Source organism: Sphingomonas kyeonggiensis, assembly GCF_014204495.1.
Lineage (GTDB): Bacteria > Pseudomonadota > Alphaproteobacteria > Sphingomonadales > Sphingomonadaceae > Sphingomonas > Sphingomonas kyeonggiensis_A.
Genome location: NZ_JACHLN010000003.1, coordinates 198928 through 220280, shown reverse-complemented (window position 1 = coordinate 220280; position 21353 = coordinate 198928). Strand labels below are relative to the sequence as shown.

Here is a 21353-nt window from a genome sequence, read left to right as displayed (position 1 = left end):
AACCCCATGAAAGCCTATTTTCTCTCGCTGGGTGCCGGTCTGCTGGTCGGCGTCGTGTACAGCCTGCTTGGGGTTCGTTCTCCCGCCCCGCCGGTGATCGCCTTGCTCGGCCTGGCGGGGATCCTGCTCGGCGAGCAGCTGGTGCCGATCGCCAAGCGCATCTTCGACCGCAAGGAAGTGGTCGCCTTCGTCACCAGCGACTGCGCCGATCATGTCCTTGGCCGGTTGCCCGCCAACCGGAAGGACGAGGCGTGATTTCCCGCCGTCAGGCGCTTGCCGGCGCCGCCGCCTCCACCGCCCTGCTGCCCATTTCCGAGAGTTTCGCCATGACCCCGCCCCAAGACCTGATCCTCGTCAACGCCAAGGTGACTACGCTCGATCGCGAGAACCCGGTCGCCGACGCCGTCGCCATCCGCGACGGCAAGTTCCTCGCGGTCGGCACCGAGGGCGAGGTCCGCGCCGCCGCCGCGCCGAATGCCCAGGTGATCGACGCCAAGGGGCGCCGCCTGATCCCCGGGCTGATCGACAGCCACATCCACGTGATCCGCGGCGGGCTGAACTATAATATGGAGCTGCGCTGGGAAGGCGTGCCGACGCTGGCCGATGCGATGGCGATGCTCAAGAAGCAGGCCGAGAACACCCCGCCGCCGCAATGGGTGCGGGTGGTCGGCGGCTTTACCGAGCACCAGTTCGCCGAGAAGCGCCTGCCGACGCTCGACGAGATCAACGCTGCCGCGCCGGAGACCCCGGTCTTCATCCTTCACCTCTATGATCGCGCGCTGCTCAACGCCGCGGCGCTGCGGGCGGTGGGCTATGACAGGAACACGCCGAACCCGCCGGGCGGCGAGATCCTGCGCGATGCGCAGGGCAACCCGACCGGCCTGCTGCTCGCCCAGCCCAATGCCACGATCCTCTATGCGACGCTCGCCAAGGGGCCGAAGCTGCCGCCGGAATATCAGCTCAACAGCACCAAGCATTTCATGCGCGAACTCAATTCGCTCGGCGTGACCAGCGTGATCGATGCCGGCGGCGGGTCGCAGAACTATCCGGACGATTACGAGATCGTCGAGAAGCTCCACAAGGATGGCGAGCTGACGCTGCGCATCGCGTACAATTTGTTCACCCAGAAGCCGAAGGAAGAGCTGAAGGACTTCGCGACCTGGTCGACGCAGATCAGGCCGGGCGATGGCGATGACAGCTATCGCCACAATGGCGCGGGCGAGATGCTGGTCTATTCGGCGGCGGACTTCGAGGATTTCCGCGTCGCCCGGCCGGACATGCCGCCCGAGATGGAAGGCGATCTCGAGCCGGTGATCCGCCTGCTTGCCGAGCGGCGCTGGCCGTGGCGGATGCATGCCACCTATGACCAGACGATCAGCCGCGCCCTCGACGTGTTCGAGAAGGTCAATCGCGACATTCCGCTCAAGGGCCTCAACTGGTTCTTCGACCATGCCGAGACGATCAGCGAGCGCAACATCGATCGCATCGCGGCACTCGGCGGCGGCATCGCCGTGCAGCACCGCATGGCCTTCCAGGGCGAGTATTTCGTCGAGCGCTACGGCGCCAAGGCTGCCGAGGCGACCCCGCCGATCCGCCGGATGCTCGATGCGGGCGTGCCGGTGGGGGCGGGGACGGATGCTACGCGTGTCGCCAGCTACAATCCCTGGGTGTCGCTGAGCTGGCTGGTCACGTCGAAGACGGTCGGCGGCATGGCGCTCTATCCGGTGCGCAACCGGCTCGACCGCGAGACCGCACTGCGGCTGTGGACCGAGCGGAACACCTGGTTCTCGAACGAGGTGGGCAAGAAGGGGCAGATCAAGGCGGGCCAGCTTGCCGACCTCGCCTTGCTCTCGGACGACTATTTTCATGTTGCCGAGGATGAGATCGCGCATCTTCGCTCGGTGCTGACCGTGCTCGGTGGCAAGGTGGTCTATGGCGAGGGCGATTTCGCGCCGCTCGGCCCCAAGGCGCCCAGGGCTATGCCCGACTGGTCGCCGGTCGCGACCTTTGGTGGCCATTATCGTCGCGACGACGCGAAGAAGCTTGCCGCTGCCTGTGCCTGCCACTCGGCCTGCGGGGTGCATGGCCATGACCACGCCGCCGCGCTCGGTGCCAAGGTGCCGGCCGCCGATGTCCAGAGCTTCTGGGGCGCGCTCGGCTGCGGCTGCTGGGCAGTCTGACCCTTCCAGAAAGTCGAACGGTTCCGATGATTTTATTCGGATCGTTCGACTTTCGGGCGGCGCCTAAACCCGTCCGCAGAGGCAGTGCACATCCCATCGGAGTAGCTGAAATGATCCGCCACACCTTCCTGCTCGCGACCGCTTTGGTCGTGCTTTCCCCCGCCGCTTCCTTTGCCCAGCAGGCGCCCAAGGCCAGCGCCGATCATGCGATCGGGCCGGAATATGATTCCACCCATGTCTATGTCGCGCCCGAGGATTTCGATCGCTTCGTCACCAGCGTGACCGCCACCTTCGGCGGCAGTGCGACCAAGAAGGGCGTGTTCCAGGTCACGCCGACCGCCAGCCAGACCAATTCGCAGCTGGTGCTGACGCCGGTGGGCATCCTCTCGGTGTTCGGTTTCGTGACGCCGGTGCCCTATCCGTTCGGGGCGGAGCGGACCGGCTATCTGGTCGATGATATCGATGCGGCGGTGACGTCCGCCCTCGGCCATGGCGCGAGCCGGCTGATTACCAGCTTTCCCGATCCGATCGGTCGCGATGTGGTGGTGCAGTGGCCGGGTGGGGTGAACATGCAGCTCTACTGGCACACCGCCAAGCCGCACTACGCGCCGCTGGCGACGGTGCCGGAGAACCGCGTCTACCTGACCGCGGACTCGGCCAATGCCTTTATCAAGAGCTGGACCGGCTATGCCCATGCGAGGGTCGTGTCGGACGACAAGGCCGCGCCGGGCGTCGAGATCGGCCAGCCGGGCAAGACCTATCGCCGCGTCCGCCTGACCTCGGGCTATGGCAAGATGACGGTGCTGGTCTCGGACGGCCAGCTGCCCTGGCCCTATGGCCGCGAGCTGACCGGCTATGAGGTGTCGAGCCTGACCGTGACGCTCGACAAGGCCAAGGCGGCGGGCGTCGAGACCTTGGTGCCGGCGCACCGCGAGGGGGACCGCGACGCCGCGATCGTCCGCTTCCCCGGCGGCTATATCGCCGAGATCCACGCACCTGTCGTGAAGAACTGAGCGATGGACACGCCCCGCTTCGTGGATGCCGTGCTCGACTGGCGTCCGACCTGGTTCCTGGCCCGGCTGGCGCTCAGCGGCGCCTATCTGCTGGGCGGGGTGGTCAAGCTGGCCGACTGGCACGGCGCCGTCGCCGAGCAGGCGCATTTCGGCATGCAGCCGGCGGCGCTCTGGGCGGCGCTGACCATCGCGGTCGAGCTGATCGGCCCGGCATTGATCCTGAGCGGCCGGCTGGTCTGGCTGGGTGCGGGGATGCTGGGCGTGTTCACCTTCTTCGCCGCGATCACCGCCAATGCCTTCTGGACGATGGCGCCGGGCAGCGCGGAGCGGTTCGGCGCGACCAACGCGTTCTTCGAGCATCTCGGGCTGATCGGCGGGTTCGTGCTGGTGGCGCTGGTCGCCGAGCGGGAGCGGCGGCGTGGGTAGGCTTGGAGGAGCAGCATCGCTCCTGCTGCCAGCCCTTTTCCTCAACACCACCACCCCAGCCGCCGCCCAGGATCACGAACCCTGGCAAGCGCCGACGCTCAGCATCACCCGCTATGACGAGGACTGGTCCGACCTCAAGGACGCCGAGAAGCGCGCGCATCACTGGACCGGGCCGTTCAAATACATCCCGCTCGGCGACGACGCCTGGCTATCGACCGGCATCGAGCTGCGTGCCCGCAACGAGAATTACCGCGACAATCTCTGGGGCGGAGCCGATGCGCCGGACGACGGCTATCTGTGGCTGCGCGCCATGCCCTATGCCGACCTCCATGTCGGGCGGGTGCGCGCCTTCGTCCAGCCGATCGCCGCCTATGCGGCGGGGGTGGCGCCGGCAGCGGGGCCGGTCGACCAGACCCGCGCGGACCTGCTCCAGGGGTTCGGCGAAGTCGATCTCGGCCCGGTGACCCTGCGCGCCGGGCGCCAGATGCTGTCGCTCGGCACCGAGCGGCTCATCGGCACCCGCTATGGCCCCAATGTCCCGCTCGCGTTCGACGGCGCGCGGGCGGATGTGACGCTCGGCAAGGCGAAGGTGAGCCTGCTCGCGGTCCGTCCGGTGCAGCCGCGGCCGGGGACGTTCGACGACCGGACCTCGGACAGCAAGTCGCTCTGGGGCGCGTACGGCGTGCTGCCGGGGCTCGACCTCTATTATCTCGGCTATCGCAACGATCTCGCGCGCTTCGGCGGGGTGAGCGGGCGCGAGGAGCGACACAGCTTCGGGCTGCGCTCGCACGGCACGCGGGGCGACTGGCACTGGAATGTCGAGGGTGTCGCCCAGTTCGGCCGCTTCGGGCGCGAACGGATCGCCGCCTGGACGCTGGGCACCGAAGTCGGCCGCAGCTTTCCCGCCGCGCCGCTGGCGCCCGATGCGACACTGCGCTTCAACCTGGTCAGCGGCGACGGCAAGCCCGGCAACGGCACGCTCGGCACCTTCAACGCGCTGTTTCCCAAGGGGAAGTATTTCGGCGAGCTGTCGCCGGTGGGGCCGACCAACATCGTCAGCCTCAATCCCCGGGTCAGCGCCACACTGGCCAGGGACATCTCCGCCAGCCTCGCCGCCATGGCCTATTGGCGATACAGCCGCACCGACGGCGTCTATGACATTCCCGGCAATCTGATCCGCGCGGCGGGGGGCAGTCGCGCCCGCTTCATCGGCAAGGAAGCCGAGGCGACGGTCGCCTGGCAGGCGACTGCCGAGCTCGAGCTGTCGGCATCGCTCTCCGCCTTCGTGCCCGGCGCCTTCATCCGCGAGACGGGACCGGCGAAGACGATCGCCATGCTGGGGCTGGAGGCCAATTTCCGGTTCTGACCTTTCGATAATATCGAATGATAGGGCTGATTTTATTCGGATGTTTGCGAAATCGGGCGCGCCCTAGACCCCAATCGTTCCCCGGCGAAAGCCGGGGAACAGCCAGATCAAACAGCCAGATCAAAAAAGGGAGTTCCCATCATGTCCGCCGCCAAATCCTCGACTCCGCTCCCCTGGCTGTTGCTGCTGCTCTCGGTCACCACCGGCCTGGTCGACGCGATCAGCGTGCTCGGGCTGGGCAAGGTGTTCACGGCCAACATGACCGGCAACATCGTCTTTCTCGGTTTCGCCGCCGCCGGTACGCCGGGCTTCCGGGTGGCGCCGTTCGTCGCCGCGATCGCGGCCTTCCTGATCGGCGCGCTGATCGCGGGGCGGATCGGCAAGCATCATGCGGGACGACCGCTGCACCATTGGCTGATCGTCGCGGCGCTGGTGGAGGCAGCCTTGCTGTGGATCGCGGCGGGCGTCTCGATCGGCTTCGACATTCCCAGCCAGTCGCCCACCGCCAGCGTGTTCGCGATCATCGGGCTCACGGGCGTAGCGATGGGCTTCCGCAACGCGACGATCCGCCAGCTCAAGGTGCCCGACCTGACGACGACGGTGCTGACGCTGACGCTCACCGGCCTGGCGGCGGACTCGCACTTCGCGGGCGGCAGCAACCCCAACTGGGCGCGGCGGATCGGCGGCGTCCTGGCGATCTTCCTCGGCGCGGCGCTGGGGGCGGTGCTGGTCAACCGCTACGGGCTCACCCCGCCGCTGATCCTTGCCGGCGCGATGGTGCTGGTCGGCACCGCCGCCTGCGCGCTGCATCCCGCGGCGCGGGAGCCGCTGGCAAAGTAACGCCTTACTTGTTCCCCGGCGAACGCCGGGGCCCAGGGTAACAGAGCGATACAGCAGAGAAACCCTGGGCCCCGGCGTTCGCCGGGGAGCAGCTATATTCTAAACGTCCGTCATCCCCGCCAGCTCCGCATCATGCGCGCCGAGCTGGACGAACTGGTCGAGCAGCCACGCCGCCGCCGGCCCCGGCGGGGTGTCGCGGCGCCAGATGCCCGAGAAGCGATAGGTGCCGCCGACATGGTCGGGCATCCCCAGCCGGATCAGCGTGCCGGCCACCAGGTCCGCCTCGATCATCGGCAGCGGCATGTTGCCCCAGCCGATCCCCTCGCGCAGCAGCGCGTGCTTCGCGCCCAGATCGGCCAGTCGCCAGGTCTTGGGGCTGGTGACCGAGAAGTCCTGCCCCTCGGTGAAGCGCGAACGGTCGGTCAGCACGAGCTGGGTATAGTCGCGCCCGGCGCCCGGCGGGATCACTTCCATCCGCCCGAGCGGGTGATCGGGCGCAGCCACCGGCACCATCGGCACCGATCCCGCCACCATGCTCTCGATCCCCTCGACGCCGGACGAGAGCGGCCCCGAAATGCCGATCACCGCTTCGTGATCGAGCACCATCGCCGTGATCGCGCCCAGCGCCTCGACATGCAGGCGCAGCTGCACCGTGGGATATTCGCGGGCAAAGGCGCGCAGCACTTTGCCGAGCCGCTCGGCCGGCAGCATCACGTCCACCGCCAGGCTGACTTCGGCCTCCAGCCCGTCGAGCAGCCCCTTCACCTTGGCGCGCAGCCCGTCCATGCCGTGCGCGATGCTGCGCGCCTCGGCGAGCAGGGCGCGGCCGGCGACGGTGAGCTGCGGCTTGCGGGTGCCCTCGCGCTCGAAGAGCAGGATGCCGAGCTGCGCTTCGAGATTGGCGATGCCGTAGCTGATGACCGAAACCGCCCGGTTGAGCTTGCGCCCGGCGCCCGCGAAGCTGCCGGTATCGACGATCGTCAGGAAGATGCGCAGCTGGTCGTAGGTCGGCGTGCCCGGCGTATTCACTATTCAACTTCCTCGAACGTTTCGAAGGATTTTATCCCTCTGATCAATAAAGCGGGCAAGCCCTAAATCCAGTCTCACAAGGGGCGGCCAGCGCTACCCCACAGGAGATGCAAGATGATCGAACTTCGCCCTTACGACAGCCTCGGCGGCGCCAATCACGGCTGGCTCGACGCCAAGCACCACTTCTCGTTCGCCGGCTATCATGATCCCGCCCGCATGCACTGGGGCAACCTGCGCGTGTGGAACGACGACACGATCGCGCCGCAGACCGGCTTCCCGCCGCATCCGCACCGCGACATGGAGATCATCACCTATGTCCGCGAGGGCGCGATCACCCACCAGGACAATCTGGGCAACAAGGGCCGTACCGAGGCTGGCGACGTCCAGGTGATGAGCGCCGGCACCGGCATCCGTCACTCGGAATACAATCTGGAGGACGTGACCACCCGGATCTTCCAGATCTGGATCGTGCCGACCCGCGACGGCGAAGCGCCGAGCTGGGGCGCCAAGCCCTTCCCCAAGGGCGATCGCTCGGGCCATTTCGTCACGCTCGCCTCGGGCTATGAGAACGACAATGACGCACTGCCGATCCGCACCGATGCGCGGGTGATCGGCGCCACGCTCAAGGCCGGCGAGACCGCCGAATATGCGCTGGGCGCGGACCGCAAGGCCTATCTCGTGCCCGCTACCGGCGCGATCGAGATCGACGGCGTCCGGGTCAACGCCCGGGACGGCGCTGCGATCAGCGACCTTGCCGTGCTCAAGGTCACCGCGATCGAGGACAGCGAGATCGTGATGGTCGACGCTGCCTGAACGATCAGCTGAACGAAGGGCGCGCGGTGTTCCGGCACCGCGCGCCTTTTCGCGTGCGTCACCCGCGGTGGCGGGCCTCGGCAAGGTCGAGTTCGCGGGTTAGCTTGCGGGCGATCTCGCTGCCGATCGCGCGGGCCCTGGCAAGCTCCAGCAGCTGGGCGCGCTCGGCCTGGATGCCGACCAGGCGCAATTCGCTGGCCAGCCGTTCCTGCAGGCGCAGCTCGTCGGCGCCGCCGTCGCTCAGCCCGTCGATCCGCTCCTGGTAGAAGTCCATCACCCGGCCGCCGGCCGCCGCATAAAGGCCGGGATCGTCATGCGCTTCGCCCTGTTCATGCTGGTGCCGCTCGACCGCGCGGATCGCCGCCTCCGCCGTGGCGACGCGCGCGGAATCCTCTTCCGCCTGGCGGGAGGGCTCGGGCGGCAGCTTCAGGTCCTTGAGCAGGATCGGCAGCCCGACGCTGGCGAGGACCAGCGACACGATGATGACGCCGGCGGCCAGGAAGATCGCCAGGTCGCGCGCAGGGAAGGGCGTGCCGTCGCGCAGCGCCAGCGGCAGGGTGAGCACACCGGCCAGGGTGATCGCGCCGCGCACGCCGGCGAAAGAAGTCGCCGCTACCAGCCGCCAGTTCGGGCTCTGCATCTCGGCGGTGCCCTCGCGCTTGCGCAGGATGGTGAGGCGCAGCGACGTCCACACCCAGGCGAAGCGCAGCGCGGCGAGGCCCGCGACGATCGCCACGACATAGATGCCCAGCCACCAGGGCGAATGATGGCCGGTCAGCAGCACCGTCTCCTTCGCACCGGCGACGATGCCCGGCAGCTGTTCGCCGAGCAGCACGAAGATCACGCCGTTCAGGGTGAATTGCAGCGTGTCCCAAACCGAGTTGCGGCGCATGCGGGTGACCGCCATCGCCTGGCGGGAGATCTCGGCGAAGGTCATCGTCACGCCCGCAGCCACCGCGGCGAGGATGCCCGACGCGTGGAAATGCTCGGCCAGCAGGTACGAGCCGAACGGGATCAGCAGGCTGACCAGGATCTGCGAGCCGGTATCCTCGCCCCAGCGGCGGGTGACCCAGGTCTTGGCACCCGACACCGCCAGGGTGACGAGCACGCCGATCGCCAGGCCGCCGCCGGCGACCCAGAGGAAGGTGAGCGCCGCTTCGCCTGCCGAGAAGCTGCCGGTCAGCGCGGCGGCTACGGCGAAGCGCAGGCAGACCAGGCCTGAAGCGTCGTTGAGCAGCGATTCCCCTTCGAGGATGTGCATCATGCGCTTCGGGATCGGCACGCGCGCGGCGATCGCCGAAACCGCGATCGGATCGGTCGGCGAGACGACCGCGGCAAGTGCGAAGGCAACGGCGAGCGGCATCGCCGGGATCATCCAGTTGATCAGCAGCCCCATGCCGATCACGGTGAGCAGCACCAGCCCGAGCGCGAGCTCGACCACGGTCGACAGATCCTTGAACAGCTCGTCCTTGGGGATGCGCCAGCCGTCGAGGAACAGGAGCGGCGGCAGGAACAGGAAGAGGAACAGTTCGGGATCCAGCACGACCCGGTGCGAGGTGGACAGCCCGATCACCGCGCCGAGCAGGATCTGCACCAGCGGCACCGGCACGCCGAACGGCAGCATCCGGGCGAATGCGCCGCTGACCACCACGGCAAGCAGCAGGAACAGGATGATCGATACGGTTTCCAAGGCTCTGTCCTGTTTCTGGCGCCGCCGGATCGCGGCTGCCCTGTTGAATGTCCGGACCCCGCTGCTGGGTTCCGTCGTGGATCAGTTGGCGCTGGCGAGGCGGTAGCCGACGCCCGGCTCGGTCACCAGCAGGCGGGGATCGCTCGGGTCTTCCTCGATCTTCTGGCGGAGCAGGCCGATATAGACCCGAAGATACTGGCTGTCGGCGCCGTCGCTGCCCCAGCCGACGGCGAGCAGCCTTTTGTGGGTAACCACCTGGCCTGCACTCAGCGCCAGCGTGCGCAGCAGGTCATATTCCTTGGGGGAGAGCTTCACCGTGTCACCGGCCAGCGACACCCGCCGCGTCTGGAAATCGATTTCCAGCGGGCCGCTGCGATAGGTGCTGGGGGCGTTCTCCAGGCTGGAGCTGCGCCGGATCGCCGCGCGGATGCGGGCCATCAGCTCGCCGATCTCGAAGGGCTTGTTCACATAGTCGTCGGCGCCATTGTCGAGCGCGGCGATCTTCTCGCCTTCCTGGTGGCGGGCGGAGATGACGATGATCGGCACGGCGCTGGTTGCGCGGAGCGCGCGGATCACGTCCTTGCCGTCGATATCGGGCAGGCCGAGGTCGAGCAGCACGACTTCGGGCTTGATGTCCTCCGCCATGCGCAGCGCCGCCGCGCCGCCGGAGGCGGTGGCGACGCTATAGCCTTCGGCACCGAGCACCGGTTTCAGCACCGCGATCAGCGCGGGTTCGTCATCGACGAGGAGGATGTTGGTCATGCTTGTGCTGCCTCGGCGAGCGGAAGACGAATGGTGATGCGGGTGCCGCGGCCGTCCAGGCCGGGAAGCGTGGCTTCGATCGTGCCGCCCAGCGCTTCGACGAAGCCCTTGGCGATGGCGAGCCCCAGGCCGTTGCCGCGCCCCGCCGCCTCGCTGCGGCCCGCACGATAGAAACGCTCGAACACGCGGCGCAGTGCCGCCTCGGGAATGCCCTGGCCGCTGTCGGCGATGTCGATCCGGCAGGCGCCCTGCTCGGCGGTGATGGCGATCTCCACCCGGGCATCGTCGTCGCTGTAGAGGATCGCATTGTCGAGGATGTTGATCAGCACCAGCTCGAACAGGGCGGCATTGGCGGCGACGAGCAGATCGGGAGCGGGGGCCTGGAGCGACATCTGCCGCCCGCCGGCGCGCGGGCGGACCCGGTGGAGCGCGGCGGCGGCCATCTCGGCAGCGCCCAGGATCTGCAGCGGCTGCGCGATACCGCCCGCTTCCAGCCGGCTCATCTCGAGCAGGTTGGCGGTATAGCGATTTAGCCGCTCGCATTCCTCGACAATCCCCCGCAACAGCCCCGCCGAGGTCTCGGGATCGAATCTCTCCCCATAAGCAATCAGGCTCGACGCTGAAGCGCTGATCGCGGTGAGCGGGGTGCGGAAATCATGGCTCACCGAAGCGAGCAGCGCGGTCTTGAGCTGCTCGGCGCGCGCGACCGCCTGGCGCTCGGTGATCTGCTCAGACAGGGCGGCGCGTTCGAGCGCGAGCGTGACCAGATTGGCGACCGCATCGATGAAGGCCGGCGTGATCTTTCCCGGGCGCAGCGGCTCGATCACCAGCACGGCATCGGGAGCGTTGGCGGGCTTGAGCAGCCTGCCCAATAACGTGCCTTCGCCCTGGGGCACGGCCTTGGCCGCGATCCGTTCTGCGAATGCACGCCAATCCGCTTCCGCCAATGCCGGGGCAAGGCTGCGCAGTTCCCCGCCCTCGAAGCGGAACAGGGCTGCACCCGCGCCAAGAATGTCATGGACGGCGCGCTCCACCGTGGCGACGACGTCGGGCAGGCGGATCGCGGACTGGAGCTGACGGCTCAGCGCCAGCAGGCTGTGGAGCTGCAGGTTGCTCGATCGCGCCGCCTGGGCATGATCCTTGAGCTGGCCGGCCAGCACGCCGGAGACCAAGGCGCACAGGTTGAAGACGATCAGCGGCGCAAGATCGCCCCCGGTCGCGATCCGGAAGGTGAGGGCGGGCTCGGTCAGGTAGAAATTGTAGATCAGGAAGGCGGCGAGCGCGGCGATGAGCGCCGATGCCAGGCCGCTCAACGCGCCGGCGACGGTGATGCCGAGCACGAACACCAGCGCCGAGGCGACTTCGCCCAGTGGGTAGACGGCAAAGGCAATGACGGCCGAAAGCGCGAGCACGACCGCGGTGCGCAGCATGTCGTCGCGATCCAGATGCAGGCGCGCGAGGAGCAGGCGGGCGATCGCGTTCGGGCGTCGGGACGTCATCAAGCTCGTTGCGTTGCCTCTGGCTGGTCCGGGCGGCGGGCTTGGCCGGGGACGACCTTGCTGCCCGCCGCCGCGGTGGGAACACGCGCCTCTTTTGGGGGGAGGCCTGCGAGAGGGGAATGCAGAAAAGCGCGCTCTCGACGAAAAGGGCTATGGCGCCTGCGCATGCGGGTCCATGCATAAAAAACCTATAGTAACGCCCTCCATCAAAGCCTCTCTAGGGATGTTTCCGAAACATTTCCTGGGAGAGGGTATGCGTAAGGAACTGATGCTGGCGGTGATGATCGGTGCGGCGGCGCTTGGCGGCTGCACCAAGCGGCAGGCGCCGGGCAATGCTTCCGACGTCACCGGCGCTGGCACGGGCGGCGAGGGCCATGCCGAGAATGGCGAGGATCCGGCTCTGGCTCGATTGCAGGCCGATCTCGCGGCGACGGCGGGTGACCGCGTGTTCTTCACCTTCGATGCCTATACGCTCTCGCCCGAAGCGCGCGCCACGCTGACTCGCCAGGCGCAGTGGCTGCGCCAGCATCCGCGCGTCGCTTTCCTGGTCGAGGGACATGCCGACGAGCGCGGTACGCGCGAATATAACCTCGCGCTGGGCGATCGCCGCGCGCGCGCCGCGGCCGAGTTCCTGGCCATGCAGGACATTGCGCCGGCGCGGATCACGACCATCTCCTATGGCAAGGAGCGGCCCGAGGCGCTGGGATCGGACGAGGCCTCGCATGCGCAGAACCGGCGTGCCGTGTCAGTCGTCATTCAGCTTCCGTAACGAATAATGCGTGCGAGGTGGCGTCGCCTCGCGCATGATCTGCATCACCATGAAGATTTCGCCCGCCGACTTTCCCCGTGCCGACGTTTCCGCCCGCAGGCCGGGGCCGTCGGTACAGGTTCGCCCGATCGGGACGGCCGATCCGGCAGTGCCCGCGCGTCGCGAGCGTCCCGCCAATGACGGCACACCGGCGACGCGGATGCGGGTCGCGCTGTTCTCGGGCAACTATAACTGCGTACGGGATGGAGCCAATCGGGCGCTCAATCGCCTGGTCGACCACCTGCTTGATCGCGGGGCGGAAGTGCGGGTCTATTCCCCGACCATCGCCGAACCCGCCTTCGCGCCTGCCGGGGACCTGGTGTCGGTGCCGTCGGTGCCGATACCGGGCCGCAGTGAGTTCCGCGTCGCGCTGGGCCTGCCGCGATCGGTACGCGCCGATATCGAGCGCTTCGCGCCCAACATCATCCATGTCTCCGCGCCGGACCTGCTCGGCAGGGGCGCCCAGAAGCTGGCGCGCCAGCTTGATGTGCCGGTGGTGGCGAGCCTGCACACCCGATTCGAGACCTATTTCGACTATTACGGGCTGGGTGCTCTGCGGGGGCTCGGCGAATGGCACCTGCGGCGCTTCTACCAGGCGAGCGATCGGGTACTGGCACCCAATGCCGCCTCGGCCGACAGCCTGGTGGCAATGGGCGTGGCGCGCGAGGATATCGCGATCTGGGGGCGGGGCATCGACCCCGCCGCATTCTCGCCTGTTCTGCGCGACCTGGGTTGGCGCCGCGCGCTGGGCTACCGCGATGACGAGATCGTCCCGCTGTTCTTCGGCCGGCTGGTGATCGAGAAGGGCATCGCGGTATTCGCGGACACGGTCCGGCTGCTGCGCGAGCGCGGCTATCCGCTGCGCCCGCTGATCGTCGGTACCGGACCGGCCGAGGCACGGTTCCGCACGCTGCTGCCTGACGCAGTCTTCACGGGGCATCTCGACGGCAGGGCGCTGGGCTGCGCGGTGGCGAGCGCCGATGTCCTGATCAACCCGAGCACGACCGAGGCCTTCGGCAACGTCAATCTCGAGGCGATGGCCTCCGGTCTCGCGGTGGTCAGCGCCGATGTCGGGAGCGCCCAGGCACTGATCGCGCCGGGACGATCCGGCATGCTCACTCCGGCCTCGGCGCCGGAACTGGCCGAAGCGGTAGGGCAACTGATCGAGCGGCCTGACCTGCGCTTCTCGCTCGCCCGCGAGGCGCATGTCGCGGCGAGTGGGTATCGCTGGCCGGGCATATTGGACCAGGTCCTACAGTCCTATTCCGGGCTGATCGCGCGCTGACGAAGGCAGCCAAGTCTTGGGTTTGCTTGCGAAATTTAATTACCGATAGCTCCCCTAGGTAGACATAAAGGGTAACTATCTCGCCAATTCCCACCATTTCGGTAGGTTTTTAGCTGTAAGCAAAAACAAAGGTGGGTTGCGCGTTTCTGCAATGATTCCCGGAAGGGATGATAATTCCGTGCGGTGAAGCTTTCCAAGTGGCTTCGCGAACGAGAAGTTGTGCTGAAATAATGTGGGTCAACCCGCCTGATGTCCATCAGGGGGATAGCATAGTCATGCGTTATAAGAACTATGATGCTCGAGCGGCGTGCGCTGGTATCGGCAGAATTGGTCTTCGGTTATTCGGTGGCGTTGCCGTCGCTGCGATAGCGGCACCTCTCGCGCTGATCTCGCCCGCCCAGGCGCAATCCGGCGCGACCGGAGACGAGCAGGATGCCATCGTCGTGGTCGGCTCGCGCAGCGGCAACAAGGCGCTGGAAAGCTCCGCCCCGGTCCAGCTCGTTAGCGGCGAGGATTTGCAGGCAACCGGCGCGCGCACCCTGTCCGAGGCGCTGCAGCGCCTCGTGCCTTCCTTCAACTTCCCCACCTCGGTACCCTCGTCGAACGCGGCCAGCTTTGTGAAAGGCGTGTCGCTGCGTGGCCTGGCGGCGGACGAGACGCTAGTGCTGATCAACGGCAAACGCCGCCACGCGACCGCCCAGCTCAACGCCGGCAGCGGCGTCGCCAAGGGCGCGCAGACGGTCGACCTCAACAGCATCCCGCTGAGCGCGATCGAGCGCGTCGAAGTGCTGCTCGACGGTGCTTCCGCCCAATATGGCTCGGACGCGATCGCCGGCGTGGTCAACATCGTGCTCAAGAAGCAGGCCGGGCACGGTAACCTCGCGGTCCAATACGGCGTCAACGACCAGGGTGATGGCGAGACCAAGAGCATCGAGGGCTCGATCGGCGCCAAGCTGCCGGGTGAGGGCTCGGTCACGCTGGCCTTTGACGTGTGGGACATCGGCCGCACCCGGCTTTCGGGGCGCGACAACCGCACGATGTACTTCGCCGGCGATCCGCGCGAGGCGAGCTTTCCCAACCGCAACTGGTTCTATGGCAGCGGCGCCACCAAGCGCGAGAACCTGCTGCTCAACGCCGAAAGCACCGTAGGCGGCGTGACGCTGTACCTCACCGGAAGCTATGGGTGGCGGAAGGATGAGGGATTCGGGAACCTGAGGCAGCCCAATGCGGATCAGACGGTTCGCGTGCTGTTTCCGGACGGTTTCCAGCCTTTCCTGCGCGTCCATTCCCGCGACGCCTCGATCGGCGGCGGCGCGCGCTGGTCGGGCAAGGCCGGCGACTTCGACCTGGGTGCGAACTATGGCCGCAACCGGGTGGAGAGCCTGGTCTACAACACCAACAATGCCAGCCTGGGTACCGCCAGCCCGACATCGTTCAACACCGGCGACCTGCTCAACGAGCAGGCCAATGTCACCTTCGACTGGAAGCGTCCGTTCGAGACCGGCTTGCTGCGCGGACCCCTCAATGTCGCGGCGGGCCTGGCCTATCGCCACGAAGCCTATCAGGTGTTCGAGGGCGACTACGGCTCCTGGGCCAATGGCGGCGTGCCGATCCTCGACGGACCCAATGCCGGTAAGGTGGCGACGCCGGCCTCGCAGGGCTTTGGCGGCTTCTCGCCCGATGACGCGGGACGCAGCACCCGCGACGTGGTCGGCGGCTATCTCGAGCTCGAGACCGAACTGGCCAAGGGCCTGCGCGTCACCGCGTCCGGCCGCGTCGAGCATTATTCGGACTTCGGCACCACCGCCAACGCGCGCCTGGCGCTGCGCTATGAAGTGACGCCCAAGCTCGCCTGGCGCGGCAGCGCCGGCACCGGCTACCGCGCGCCATCGCTCGGCCAGTCGGCCTATTCGCGGACCATCCCGAACATCACCAACGGCGTGCTGGCCACCAACAAGCTGGCACGGGTGGACAGCGCGGTCGCCCGTGCGCTCGGCGCGACGGCGCTCAAGCCGGAAAAGGCGACCAACCTCTCGACCGGCCTGGTCTGGACGCCGAGCAGTGACCTGTCGGTGACGGTGGATTTCTACCAGACGACGATCGACGACCGCATCGCCTTGTCCGAGACGCTTACGGGCACGCTGGTCCGGCAGGTGCTGACCAGCGCCGGCTTCCCGACCTATTCGGGCGCGCAATATTTCACCAACGCCGTCGACACCCGGACCCGCGGCATCGATGCGACGGCGCGCTATCGCTGGCGGCTGGGCGAGGACCAGCGGCTCGACCTGAGTGCCGGCTTCAACCTGAGCGACACCAAGATCACCCATATCAAGGCGACCCCGGCGGTGCTGGCGGGTAGCGGCCTGTCGCTGATCGGGCATGAGGCACGCGGCCTGATCGAGGAGTGGAACCCCGACACGTTCGTGCGCCTGGCGGCCGACTACACCAATGGTGGGTTCGACGCCCATCTCTCCAGCACGCGCTATGGCATCTATTGGGCGCGCAACGCCGTGGTCGCCTATGACCAGCGCTTCGGGCCGCAGGAAGTGGTGAACTTCTCGGCCGGCTATCGCCTGTTCGCCAATGCCCGCGTCTCGGCCGGCATCAACAACCTGCTCGACAGCCATCCCGACCAGGTCCTGCCCGCCGCCCGCAATCCCGTGGTCGCGCTCTACTCGGGCCTGTCGCCCGAGGGTGGCGCCGGCCGCACCTATTTTGCCCGCCTCGACCTGTCCTTCTAAGGAGCCAGTTCCCATGAAATCCCGATATCTCAGCGCGTTGCTGATCGCTGCTGCCGGCCTGTCCGGTGCCGCCAGCCTGTCGTCCATTCCGGTTTTCGCGCAGGAGCATGCGGCGGTCGAGGAGCGTGGCTCCGCCGCGACCCGCTCCGCGGTGATCGCTGCGATCGATGCTTATCGTACAGCCGTGGTGAAGGCCGATCGGGCCGGGCTGGACACCGCCTTCCACCCGGACCTTTCCTACGGCCATACCGATGGCGCGGTGCTCTCCAAGGTCGAGCAGATCGACCGGACCCTGGCGCCCGGCAAGCGCTTCACCGCGGTCGACATCGCCGATGCCAAGGTCCGCAGCTACGGCAATGTCGCCTATGTCACCGCCAGCTGGACGTTCCACCTGAGCAAGGACGACGGCACCACCAGCACCGCACGGCTTTCGGGCCTCGACGTGTGGACCAAGGGGCCGCGCGGCTGGCAGCTCATCGCCCGCCAGCTGACCCGCCCCGCGCAATAATCCCCCTTTTCCAAGCGAGACATCCCATGGCCCGATTTGTCCTCCGTTCGAAACTGCTCCTGCTGCTGGCAGGGGCGGCGCTGCCCCTTGCCGGCGCGCATGCCCAGAGCTTCACGCCGGAACAGCTCCAGGCGGCGACCGCGCTCCAGGAGCGCATCCCCAATCTCGACAACCATCTCGACATCCCGTTCGACTTCGGCACCGGCGCGCATGACCCCGGCCAGGACGGGCCCGACCAGTTCGACTTCGTCAAGGCGAAGCGCGGCCGGCTGAAGGGCGCGGTGCTTGCGATCTTCGTGCCGCAGAATGCGCGCACCCCTGCCGGCTATGCCGAAGCCGCGGCCAAGGGGCAGCAGAAGCTGGATGCGATCCAGGCCGTGGTCCGGCGTTATCCGCAGCAGACCGAGATTGCGCGTTCGCCCGAGGAGCTGCAGGCGATCGAGGGTTCGGGGCGCGTCGCGATCATCCTGTCGATCCTCAACGGCAATCTGATCGGCAAGGACCTGAGCCAGCTCGACGCCTGGCATGCCAAGGGTGTGTCGATCTTCGGCTTCACCCATGCCGGCAACAACGACCTGGCGGACTCGGCCCGGCCCAACCTGCTGCGCGGCGACAAGCTCAATGAACATGGCGGGCTGTCGCCGCTGGGGCGCCAGGCGGTCGCGCGGCTCAACGATCTCGGCGTGGTGATCGACGTATCGCAGATCACCGCCCAGGGCGTTCGTCAGGTGCTGGAGCTGAGCCGTGCCCCGGTGATCGCCTCGCATTCGAATGCGCGCGCGGTGATCGACCATCCGCGCAACCTGGACGACGCGACGCTGCAGGCGATCGCGGCCAAGGGCGGCGTGGTCGCGATCAACGCGTACAGCTCCTGGGTGAAGGCCTTCCCGCCGGAAGCGCTGGCCAAGCTCAACGAGATCCGCCGCCGCTACGGCATTCCCGAGGACAAGACGCCGGCGGGCATCCAGCCGCTGTCGGACAAGGGCGTGAAGGTGCTCCCGCCCGCGGTCTTCGCGAAGTACAGCGAGGAATTCCACGAGATCACCGGCAGCCCGGACTATCGCGCATCGCTCAAGGACTATGTCGATCAGATCGACTATGTCGTGAAGAAGATCGGCATCAACCATGTCGGCATCTCGTCCGACTTCAACCATGGCGGCGGCGTGATCGGCTGGAACGATGTCGGCGAGTCCGTCAACATCACCGCCGAGCTGCAGCGCCGAGGCTATAGCGAGGGCGATATCGCCAAGCTGTGGGGCGGCAACTTCCTGCGCGTCTGGGGCCAGGTGCAGGCGCTCGCCAAGCCGAAGGCCGGCCAGTGAGGATCGACCGCCGCGCCACGCTGGGGCTGCTGGCAGCCGCCCCGCTGCTCCCCGCGGCCGTATGCGCCCGTCCGGCTGCACCGGGGACCCGCACCGCGATCGTGATCGGCGCCGGGATCGTCGGCGCCGCGATCGCCTATGAACTTGCCAAGCGCGGCGTGGCGGTCACCATCCTCGAGAAGTCCAGGCCGGCGGCGGGGGCGACGGGCGATTCCTTCGCCTATCTCAACGCTTCGACCAAGACCGGCTCGCGGCCCTATTTCCAGCTGAACTGGCTGGGCATGGCAGGCTGGCGGATCTGGCAGCAGGAGGCCGGCCCGGCGCTTCCCCTGCAATGGGGCGGAGCAACCTATTGGCGCGACAGCGAGGCCGAGGCGGCCAGGCTGGGTGCGAGCCTGAGAATCGCGCAATCCTGGGGCTATGCCGGGCGTAGTGTGGATGCGGGAGCGCTCAAGACCCTGCTGCCGGGGCTCGACATCGGCCCGGTCTCGGCGGCGGCCTTCTTCCCGGAGGAAGGGGCGGTGGATCCCGTCGGCGCGGTGGCCGCATTGCTCGAGCGTGCGCGGAAACTCGGTGCGAAATTGCGGGCGCCGGTCGAAGTGCGCTCGCTGCTCGTCCGCGACGGCAAGGTTGCCGGCGTGCAGACGGCGGATGGGGTGATCGAAGCCGATACCGTGGTGCTCGCGGCGGGCCTGGGCAGCGAGGCGCTGGCCGGGCAGGCGGGCATAGGACTGCCGCTCACCGCTTCGCCGGGCGTGCTGCTCCACACCCGTCCACAAAGGCCGGTGCTCGATCGGGTGGTCTTCGCGCCGCGCAGTACCTTCAAGCAGATGCCGGACGGCCGCTTCGTCGCCAGCATCAGCGGGCATGAGGGCGGCGCACCGGAAGGGGCGGGGGGGGAAGCCTTCGGACAGGCAATCCAGCACGCGGCGGCCACCTATCTGCCGGGCATCGCAAATGCCGGGATCGAGCGCGTCAGCGTCGGCCAGCGCGTGGTGCCGGCGGATTCCTTCCCCGTCGTCGGGTTCGCGCCGAAGCTGGGCGGGCTCTACGTCGCCGTCACCCATAGCGGCGTCACGCTCGCGCCCGCATTGGGGCGGCTGGCGGCGCAGGAGATCGTGGATGGCATAACCGCCGAACCGCTGGACGCCTTCCGGCCGGATCGTTTCGCCTAGCCGGCGCTCCCCGCGGCGCTGCCCCAGCTGGTGAAGGCCGACCGGAGCATCTCCGCCGTCTCCGCGAGCAGCAGCTCCTCGGGCACGTCCTGCTCGCTGTGCAGCAGCTCGCCGGTGACATAGCCGAACTCGACCGCGATCCGCATCCGCCGCCAGATCGCCTCGCGCGGGATCGCCGGCAGCAGCGGCGCGAAGGCGTCGGCGAGCTTGTCCGCGACGAAACGGTGGGACTCGATGCGGATATGCTCGAGGCGTGGCGTCGCGTGGAGCGCGCGTTCGACCCAGACCCCGCCGGGCTCGTTCTGGGTCACCAGCGCGGTTTCGCGCAGCAGATCCCCGGCATGCGCGGCCGCTACCTCGATCCCGCGATGGGCATAGCGCTCGATCCAGTCCGCGAGCACGGCGTTCTGGCGTTCCATCAGCCGCATGCCCAGTGCTTCCACCACGGCGAACTTGTCGTCGAAATAGCGGTAGAAGGTCGGCGGGGTCATGCCCGCGCGCTGGGCGATCATGTTGGTCGAGATGCGCTCGATGCCCACTTCGGCGAGCAGTTCGGCGGTCACTTCCAGCAGCGTCTCGCGCGTCTGCAGCGCCCGGGCCTGCTTCGGCTCGACGGTGGAGGAGGGCCGGGAGATATTCAGCTTCGCCATCGGGGGCGCTCTACGCGATCGGGCGGCGTCATCCAACCGCCCGTATCCGCAGTACGGTGACGGCCGCGACCAGCGCCAGCAGCGCGCCCGCGCCATAGAGCGCGCCATAGCCGGCAAAGGCGATCAGCGCGGCGGCCAGCGCCGGGGCGGCGACCTGGGGCAGGGCATTGGCGATGTTGAAGATGCCGAGATCGCGAGCCGATTCCTCTGCCTCGGGGATCACTTCGGTGACGATGGCGACGTCGACCGCCGAATAGAGGCCGAAGCCGATCCCCGCGAAGGCAACCCCGGTGATGACCAGCCCCCAGGCCGGCTGCACCGCGAGCAGGGTCATGCCGATTGCCATCGAAGCCGATGCCGCGAGCACGAACGGCTTGCGCCGTGCGATCCTGTCCGAGGCTAGGCCCGCCGGCACCAGCACGATCACCATGGCGGCGATGTGGAGCGCAGTAAGCAGCAGCACGTCGCCATCGGGCGCGGGGCGATGGATCGCGTCGCCGAGATAGTAGAGCAGATAGAGCAGGGCGAGGGCGGAGATCAGGTTGAAGCAGAAGCGGGTCAGCCAGGCCCAGACCATGTCGGCGGTGCCGGCGGGCGGGCGCGCCGTCGCTGTCGGTGGAGCGGGCAGGGGTGTCGGGCCTGGATCCTCGATCAGCAGGAAGGGCAGGGCGCAGACCAGCAGCAGCGCCGCGCAGCTGCGATAGCCGGCGGCAAGGTCCGGCGCGGTGGCATGGGCAAGCGCCACGCCGCCGACGATCCCCAGCGCCTGGGCAAAGGCGAACCAGGCACCCGCCGCACCCCGCTCCGCCACCGGTACCCGGTCGGCGATGGTCGCGACCAAGGCGGTCATCATCGCGTTGAGCGATGCCTGGACCAGGCACCAGCCAAGCGCCAGCATCGCCACGCTCTGCGCGCCGGACAGGAGCAACAGACTCCCCGCGCCGGCCAGTGCGCCGAATGCGACCCAGGGGCGGCGGCGGCCGAAGCGCGAGCGGGTGCGGTCCGACAGCGCGCCGAATATCGGGTTGGTCAGCATCGCCGTCGCGCCTCCGGCCGCGCTGACCATGCCGAGCACCGCGACCTTGCCGTCGGGGGCCAGCAGGCTCGAATGCTGGGCGAGCAGCAGCTCGATCGGGCCGAACAGCGCAGCCCAGAGCCCGGCATTGGCCAGCGCCAGCGCCGCAAGCCCGGCAGCGGAAAGGCGATCGCTCCGCGGCGCCGGCGAGGCGGAGGCGATCCCGGTCAT

Annotated in this window: 19 protein-coding genes; 13 read left to right on the top strand and 6 right to left on the bottom strand. The window is 68.0% G+C overall.

All coding sequences use genetic code 11. From position 1 onward, the window contains the following. Positions 1–6: 6 nt before the first annotated feature. The 6 genes from HNP52_RS15340 (at position 7) to HNP52_RS15315 (ending at position 5825) form a co-directional block, all read left to right on the top strand. On the top strand, positions 7–255 hold the full coding sequence (locus tag HNP52_RS15340) for a DUF1427 family protein (RefSeq protein WP_184168511.1): 249 nt from the start codon (positions 7–9) through the stop codon (positions 253–255). Next, on the top strand, positions 252–2180 hold the full coding sequence (locus tag HNP52_RS15335) for an amidohydrolase (RefSeq protein WP_184168510.1): 1929 nt from the start codon (positions 252–254) through the stop codon (positions 2178–2180). Before HNP52_RS15340 ends, HNP52_RS15335 begins: the two co-directional genes overlap by 4 nt. Positions 2181–2290: 110 nt before the next feature. Further along, the gene (locus HNP52_RS15330; RefSeq protein WP_184168509.1) at positions 2291–3193 is read left to right on the top strand and encodes a glyoxalase; all 903 of its coding nucleotides are present in this window, start codon (positions 2291–2293) and stop codon (positions 3191–3193) included. Between the two features lie 3 nt (positions 3194–3196). Then, positions 3197–3619, top strand: coding sequence for a DoxX family protein (locus HNP52_RS15325; RefSeq protein WP_184168508.1), 423 nt, complete (start codon positions 3197–3199; stop codon positions 3617–3619). Positions 3620–3641: 22 nt separating this feature from the next. Further along, entirely contained in the window at positions 3642–4985 is a 1344-nt protein-coding gene (locus tag HNP52_RS15320; protein ID WP_184169194.1) for an alginate export family protein, read from the top strand. A gap of 141 nt (positions 4986–5126) precedes the next feature. Continuing rightward, positions 5127–5825, top strand: a complete 699-nt coding sequence (locus tag HNP52_RS15315; RefSeq protein ID WP_184168507.1) for a YoaK family protein — start codon at positions 5127–5129, stop codon at positions 5823–5825. A 99-nt stretch (positions 5826–5924) separates the two neighbouring features. Here HNP52_RS15315 and HNP52_RS15310 read toward each other — a convergent pair whose 3' ends face one another. After that, entirely contained in the window at positions 5925–6854 is a 930-nt protein-coding gene (locus tag HNP52_RS15310; RefSeq protein WP_184168506.1) for a LysR family transcriptional regulator, read from the bottom strand. 114 nt (positions 6855–6968) lie between these two features. Here HNP52_RS15310 and HNP52_RS15305 point away from each other — a divergent pair, with 114 nt between their 5' ends. Beyond that, entirely contained in the window at positions 6969–7667 is a 699-nt protein-coding gene (locus HNP52_RS15305) for a pirin family protein (RefSeq protein WP_184168505.1), read from the top strand. A gap of 58 nt (positions 7668–7725) precedes the next feature. Here the strand turns inward: HNP52_RS15305 and HNP52_RS15300 are convergent, their stop codons facing one another. From HNP52_RS15300 to HNP52_RS15290, 3 genes are all read right to left on the bottom strand, one after another. Beyond that, positions 7726–9357 carry a Na+/H+ antiporter gene (locus HNP52_RS15300; RefSeq protein WP_184168504.1) on the bottom strand — a complete coding sequence of 544 codons (1632 nt, stop codon included), beginning with the start codon at positions 9355–9357 and terminating at the stop codon, positions 7726–7728. An 81-nt stretch (positions 9358–9438) separates the two neighbouring features. Next, entirely contained in the window at positions 9439–10119 is a 681-nt protein-coding gene (locus HNP52_RS15295; RefSeq protein WP_184168503.1) for a response regulator transcription factor, read from the bottom strand. After that, positions 10116–11618: an ATP-binding protein gene (locus HNP52_RS15290; protein WP_184168502.1), complete on the bottom strand. Its 1503-nt coding sequence runs from the start codon at positions 11616–11618 to the stop codon at positions 10116–10118. The genes HNP52_RS15295 and HNP52_RS15290 overlap by 4 nt, the downstream gene beginning before the upstream one ends. A 253-nt stretch (positions 11619–11871) precedes the next feature. Here HNP52_RS15290 and pal point away from each other — a divergent pair, with 253 nt between their 5' ends. From pal to HNP52_RS15260, 6 genes are all read left to right on the top strand, one after another. Next, positions 11872–12387 (top strand): peptidoglycan-associated lipoprotein Pal, encoded by a 516-nt coding sequence (gene pal / locus HNP52_RS15285; protein ID WP_184168501.1) that lies wholly within the window; start codon positions 11872–11874, stop codon positions 12385–12387. 49 nt (positions 12388–12436) lie between these two features. Continuing rightward, the gene (locus tag HNP52_RS15280; protein ID WP_260396175.1) at positions 12437–13711 is read left to right on the top strand and encodes a glycosyltransferase family 1 protein; all 1275 of its coding nucleotides are present in this window, start codon (positions 12437–12439) and stop codon (positions 13709–13711) included. Between the two features lie 275 nt (positions 13712–13986). Beyond that, complete coding sequence (locus HNP52_RS15275; protein ID WP_184168500.1) at positions 13987–16452, top strand: TonB-dependent siderophore receptor; 2466 nt, start codon at positions 13987–13989, stop codon at positions 16450–16452. Between the two features lie 13 nt (positions 16453–16465). Further along, complete coding sequence (locus tag HNP52_RS15270; RefSeq protein ID WP_184168499.1) at positions 16466–16960, top strand: nuclear transport factor 2 family protein; 495 nt, start codon at positions 16466–16468, stop codon at positions 16958–16960. Between the two features lie 26 nt (positions 16961–16986). After that, positions 16987–18282, top strand: coding sequence for a dipeptidase (locus HNP52_RS15265; RefSeq protein WP_184168498.1), 1296 nt, complete (start codon positions 16987–16989; stop codon positions 18280–18282). Continuing rightward, complete coding sequence (locus HNP52_RS15260; RefSeq protein ID WP_311768484.1) at positions 18279–19457, top strand: FAD-binding oxidoreductase; 1179 nt, start codon at positions 18279–18281, stop codon at positions 19455–19457. The genes HNP52_RS15265 and HNP52_RS15260 overlap by 4 nt, the downstream gene beginning before the upstream one ends. On the opposite strand, the gene HNP52_RS15255 is transcribed toward HNP52_RS15260, so the two are convergent. Continuing rightward, the gene (locus tag HNP52_RS15255) at positions 19454–20107 is read right to left on the bottom strand and encodes a TetR/AcrR family transcriptional regulator (protein ID WP_184168497.1); all 654 of its coding nucleotides are present in this window, start codon (positions 20105–20107) and stop codon (positions 19454–19456) included. The two genes, HNP52_RS15260 and HNP52_RS15255, sit on opposite strands and share 4 nt — an antisense overlap. A gap of 28 nt (positions 20108–20135) precedes the next feature. After that, positions 20136–21353 carry an MFS transporter gene (locus HNP52_RS15250; RefSeq protein ID WP_184168496.1) on the bottom strand — a complete coding sequence of 406 codons (1218 nt, stop codon included), beginning with the start codon at positions 21351–21353 and terminating at the stop codon, positions 20136–20138.

Bases quoted from the DNA above. Each gene is read 5' to 3' on its own strand.
- HNP52_RS15340 (WP_184168511.1), top strand. From the start codon at position 7: ATGAAAGCCTATTTTCTCTCGCTGGGTGCCGGTCTGCTGGTCGGCGTC.
- HNP52_RS15330 (WP_184168509.1), top strand. From the start codon at position 2,291: ATGATCCGCCACACCTTCCTGCTCGCGACCGCTTTGGTCGTGCTTTCC.
- HNP52_RS15325 (WP_184168508.1), top strand. From the start codon at position 3,197: ATGGACACGCCCCGCTTCGTGGATGCCGTGCTCGACTGGCGTCCGACC.
- HNP52_RS15315 (WP_184168507.1), top strand. From the start codon at position 5,127: ATGTCCGCCGCCAAATCCTCGACTCCGCTCCCCTGGCTGTTGCTGCTG.
- HNP52_RS15305 (WP_184168505.1), top strand. From the start codon at position 6,969: ATGATCGAACTTCGCCCTTACGACAGCCTCGGCGGCGCCAATCACGGC.
- HNP52_RS15295 (WP_184168503.1), bottom strand. From the start codon at position 10,119: ATGACCAACATCCTCCTCGTCGATGACGAACCCGCGCTGATCGCGGTG.
- HNP52_RS15290 (WP_184168502.1), bottom strand. From the start codon at position 11,618: ATGACGTCCCGACGCCCGAACGCGATCGCCCGCCTGCTCCTCGCGCGC.
- pal (WP_184168501.1), top strand. From the start codon at position 11,872: ATGCGTAAGGAACTGATGCTGGCGGTGATGATCGGTGCGGCGGCGCTT.
- HNP52_RS15280 (WP_260396175.1), top strand. From the start codon at position 12,437: ATGAAGATTTCGCCCGCCGACTTTCCCCGTGCCGACGTTTCCGCCCGC.
- HNP52_RS15275 (WP_184168500.1), top strand. From the start codon at position 13,987: ATGCGTTATAAGAACTATGATGCTCGAGCGGCGTGCGCTGGTATCGGC.
- HNP52_RS15270 (WP_184168499.1), top strand. From the start codon at position 16,466: ATGAAATCCCGATATCTCAGCGCGTTGCTGATCGCTGCTGCCGGCCTG.
- HNP52_RS15265 (WP_184168498.1), top strand. From the start codon at position 16,987: ATGGCCCGATTTGTCCTCCGTTCGAAACTGCTCCTGCTGCTGGCAGGG.
- HNP52_RS15255 (WP_184168497.1), bottom strand. From the start codon at position 20,107: ATGGCGAAGCTGAATATCTCCCGGCCCTCCTCCACCGTCGAGCCGAAG.
- HNP52_RS15250 (WP_184168496.1), bottom strand. From the start codon at position 21,353: ATGACCGGGATCGCCTCCGCCTCGCCGGCGCCGCGGAGCGATCGCCTT.